Origin of the sequence: Photobacterium sp. OFAV2-7 (assembly GCF_022347985.1) — a bacterium.
In the GTDB taxonomy this organism is placed as follows: Bacteria; Pseudomonadota; Gammaproteobacteria; order Enterobacterales; family Vibrionaceae; genus Photobacterium.
On the sequence record NZ_JAKRFQ010000532.1, the window covers coordinates 1 to 3,601 of the forward strand.

The following is a 3,601-nucleotide window of genomic DNA, read 5'->3' on the forward strand; positions in this document are numbered from 1 at the left end:
TAGACGGCTGGACACAAACAGCGATTGCTTACGGTGAAGGTCTTGGTGCAAACCGTGGTGTAAACTTCGGTGGCTGGAGTGGTGATTGGCTAGAAGATTCTAAATCACTATTTGTAACTTCTTATGGTGTATTGAACATCTCAGATAATTGGCAGTTAGGCACAGAATTTACATACTGGGCACCAGAAGGAATGGATTGGGGCGCAACAGGTACAGCGGATGATGAAGTAACTCGCTATATCCTGGCAGCTCGTCCAACATATAAAGTTAACGATAACTTCCGTTTAGAGCTTACAGGTTCTTATGCTGTTGAAGAAGTGAATGGTGGACAGTGGGGTCGCAAGGACAAATCTACTGATTTCTACACAGTTGAAGCGGCAACAGTATTTACTGTGAACGCGGACTACTTTGGTCGTCCACAAATCAAGCCGTACGTAACTTGGGTTGGTACGAGTGATGAAGCCGCTGCTGGTGGTATCGGCATCACAGAATCTGGTGAAAAAGACCAGGTTGTATTCGGTGTTCACACTGAAATTTGGTTTTAAGCCGAACTTTGTCAAAGGCAGCCTCCGGGCTGCCTTTTTGAGTATATATCTATTGGTTTCTGCTGTAGATTTGGTTGCAAGGCAATAGATATGTACCCAGAAAAAGTCGTAAGGGTATGGGAGATAATAGATGAAAATAATTAAAACTACTTTGGCTGTCCTACTGGCGGCAAGCTTGATTGGTTGTGCAGCTTCCCCGACTGCGAATGCAAATGCTGCGACAAAAGATATAGCAGTGACAGCTGTTGTCTGCTGCAGTGACTACAGTGAATTTTCCTGGGTTCCGATGCGGGGAAATGATATTGACTTCATGATTGATGAATACTCGCAAGTAGGTCAGTTCCCTGAGGGAAAAAGTTATTATGCAGGCTTTGCGTTGCCTAATGATGTTGAAAGAATGCAGGTTGAGCTAAAGAGCTGGATGAAAAACTCTGGTGTCTTTGCGCCTAAGGTGATGCTGCTTGATCCAGACTTCAAACCAGTGAAGTTCATCGAACTGGATGATTTCGAAGTGAAGTTATCGGATATGTTTAGACTATCCAGCTATAGAAACCGATTTGAAATGGATCATCAGACGACTCCATACATGGTGGTCTATTCTCCATTGGACTATCGCCAGGGTGAAATTCAGATCCCACACCCAGAGCGAGTACGTGCGGAAGATCTTGGCTTGGCACGACCTATTGTTACGGATCCTGTGATTCAGCACCAGAAATTTGGCTCTCTTGAACTGGAACTGAAACCGTTAAATTTGCGTTCTTATCGTGCTGCCGAGAAGGTCACTACTGCCCCAGTATCGACAAAAGCACCTGTTAAGGCACCGACTACTGCCGTTGTTGCGCCTGTGCCTGTTGCAGCCGCTGCCTCAACACAACAACCGGTAGCCAATACAGTAAATACACCAGCTATGCTTCCTGAAACAGAGGCCTTCTATAACTCTCAAATTAAAGCCGCTGTTGAGAAGAATGATATGCACAAGGCATTGCAGCTCCTAGAGGAAGCCAAGCGCGCAGGTTCTCGCTCAGCCGAAACAACTTTCGTTGAACTGATCAAAAAGTAACTACTATAACTGACCACGCCAGGGCAATGACCATCTGTCCTGGTGTGGTTTGAGGATACGGGTAAGCCTTTGCCCGTTCTCGCATCTCTCTAACTCCACTATTAGCCTTCTGAGTTAACCTATCATGACTGACGTTAAGAAACTCAAGACACCTGATAAGCACGTTGTCTATCAGGTATTTACTCGCTTGTTTGGCAATACCAACACAACTAATAAAACCTGGGGCACCATTGAGGAAAACGGTGTCGGGAAATTCAATGACTTTACGGATAAAGCATTAAGCGAGATCCGTCAGCTAGGTGTAAGTCATATCTGGTATACCGGTGTGCCACACCATGCGTTGGTCCGCGATTATAGCCAGTACGGGATCAGTGCCGATCATCCCAGTGTGGTAAAGGGGCGCGCGGGATCGCCATACGCAGTAAAAGACTATTACAACGTTAATCCCGATCTTGCCGTCGATCCGGCCAGGCGTCTCGAGGAGTTCCAGGCTCTTATCGAACGCAGCCATCGGCATGGCTTGAAAGTCATTATCGATATCGTGCCAAACCATGTTGCCCGACGTTACGAAGGACTGACAAATCCGGAAGGTATTGAGGATTTTGGTGCATCAGATGATACGACACAGGCCTATCATCGGGATAATAATTTTTACTATATTCCGGGAGAAGCCTTCAGACTGCCAGAACCTGAAAATGGTTATCAGCCGTTAGGCGGCGAAGCCCATCCGGATTTGAATCCCCCTTATGAAGAGTATCCTGCCAAATGGACCGGCAATGGCTCGCGTCTTGCTCAGCCTAAATTCGATGACTGGTATGAAACGGTTAAGGTAAATTACGGCGTCAAGCCAGACGGAACCAAAGACTTTGACGAGTTACCAGAGGGATACGAGGAAAAAGATCACCAGGAACATTACTTATTCTGGCAGGACAAATCGGTGCCGGATTCATGGATTAAATTCCGCGATATTGCCTTGTACTGGCTTGAACTTGGTGTCGATGGTTTCCGTTATGACATGGCTGAAATGGTACCTGTAGAGTTTTGGAGTTTTATGAACTCCTCAATCAAGCAGGCAAACCCGGAGGCTTTCTTGATGGCTGAAGTGTACCAGCCGCATCTTTATCGCGACTATATCCACCTTGGAAAAATGGATTACCTCTATGACAAGGTGGATCTATACGACAGCCTGAAATTAGTCATGCAGGGCAAAGGTTCTACCGATGCGATTGCCGAAGTGCAAGAGCAGTTGGAAGATATAGAACACCACATGCTGCACTTTCTTGATAACCATGATGAGCAGCGGGTAGCCAGCCCTGAGTTCGCAGGGGATGCCAATAAGGGCAAACCAGCGATGCTGGTATCAGCAACATTGAGTACCTCACCGACCATGGTGTATTTCGGCCAGGAAGTTGGCGAGGCTGGTGGTGATGATGCTGGTTTTGGCCTTCACTCTCGTACCACGATTTTTGATTACTATGGTGTGCCTAATCATCAGCGTTGGATGAACAGTGGTGAGTTCGATGGCGGATTATTAACTAATGAAGAAAAGGCGTTACGGGATTTCTATCAGCGTTTGCTCAATTTCACGCTGACAAGTTCGTCGATGACAGGTAAGTATCAGGAGATCCATCGCTATAACCGTCAGAACAATCCGAACTATAACGATCAGCTATTTTGCTTCAGTCGATATGACGAGCAGCAAAAGCTGTTGATCATTGCCAATTTTGCCGAGAGGGATCATGGCCCGACAGAAGTCATTATTCCTACGGCATTGATTGATGCCTGGGGGCTCAGTGATGGTAACTACCCGTTGGAAGAGCAGCTTTATGGCAAGGAAGAGGTTTCGCTAATGGTCGCGGACGGAAAAGGTAAAGTTTGTATCGAGTTACCACTTCTGGCTGCGAAGGTGTTTGCGCTGAGCTAGCATTGTAACCATAACCGCAAATAGTTATCAGAACAGATAAATTCAGAAAAATATATAATATAAGCCGCTGAT

At 46.3% G+C, this 3,601-nt stretch carries 3 protein-coding genes; all 3 read left to right on the forward strand.

Annotated features, from left to right (window positions below):
* A partial coding sequence (locus MHN01_RS20365) for a carbohydrate porin (protein WP_239413087.1) occupies positions 1–545 on the forward strand: 545 nt, incomplete at its 5' end.
* Between the two features lie 130 nt (positions 546–675).
* Entirely contained in the window at positions 676–1,605 is a 930-nt protein-coding gene (locus MHN01_RS20370; protein WP_239413088.1) for a MalM family protein, read from the forward strand.
* 124 nt (positions 1,606–1,729) lie between these two features.
* Positions 1,730–3,529 (forward strand): alpha-amylase family protein, encoded by a 1,800-nt coding sequence (locus MHN01_RS20375; protein ID WP_239413089.1) that lies wholly within the window; start codon positions 1,730–1,732, stop codon positions 3,527–3,529.
* Positions 3,530–3,601 lie beyond the last annotated feature (72 nt).

What these genes read in the sequence shown, in the direction of transcription:
- MHN01_RS20370 (WP_239413088.1), top strand. Translation starts at nt 676, where the DNA reads ATGAAAATAATTAAAACTACTTTGGCTGTCCTACTGGCGGCAAGCTTG.
- MHN01_RS20375 (WP_239413089.1), top strand. Translation starts at nt 1,730, where the DNA reads ATGACTGACGTTAAGAAACTCAAGACACCTGATAAGCACGTTGTCTAT.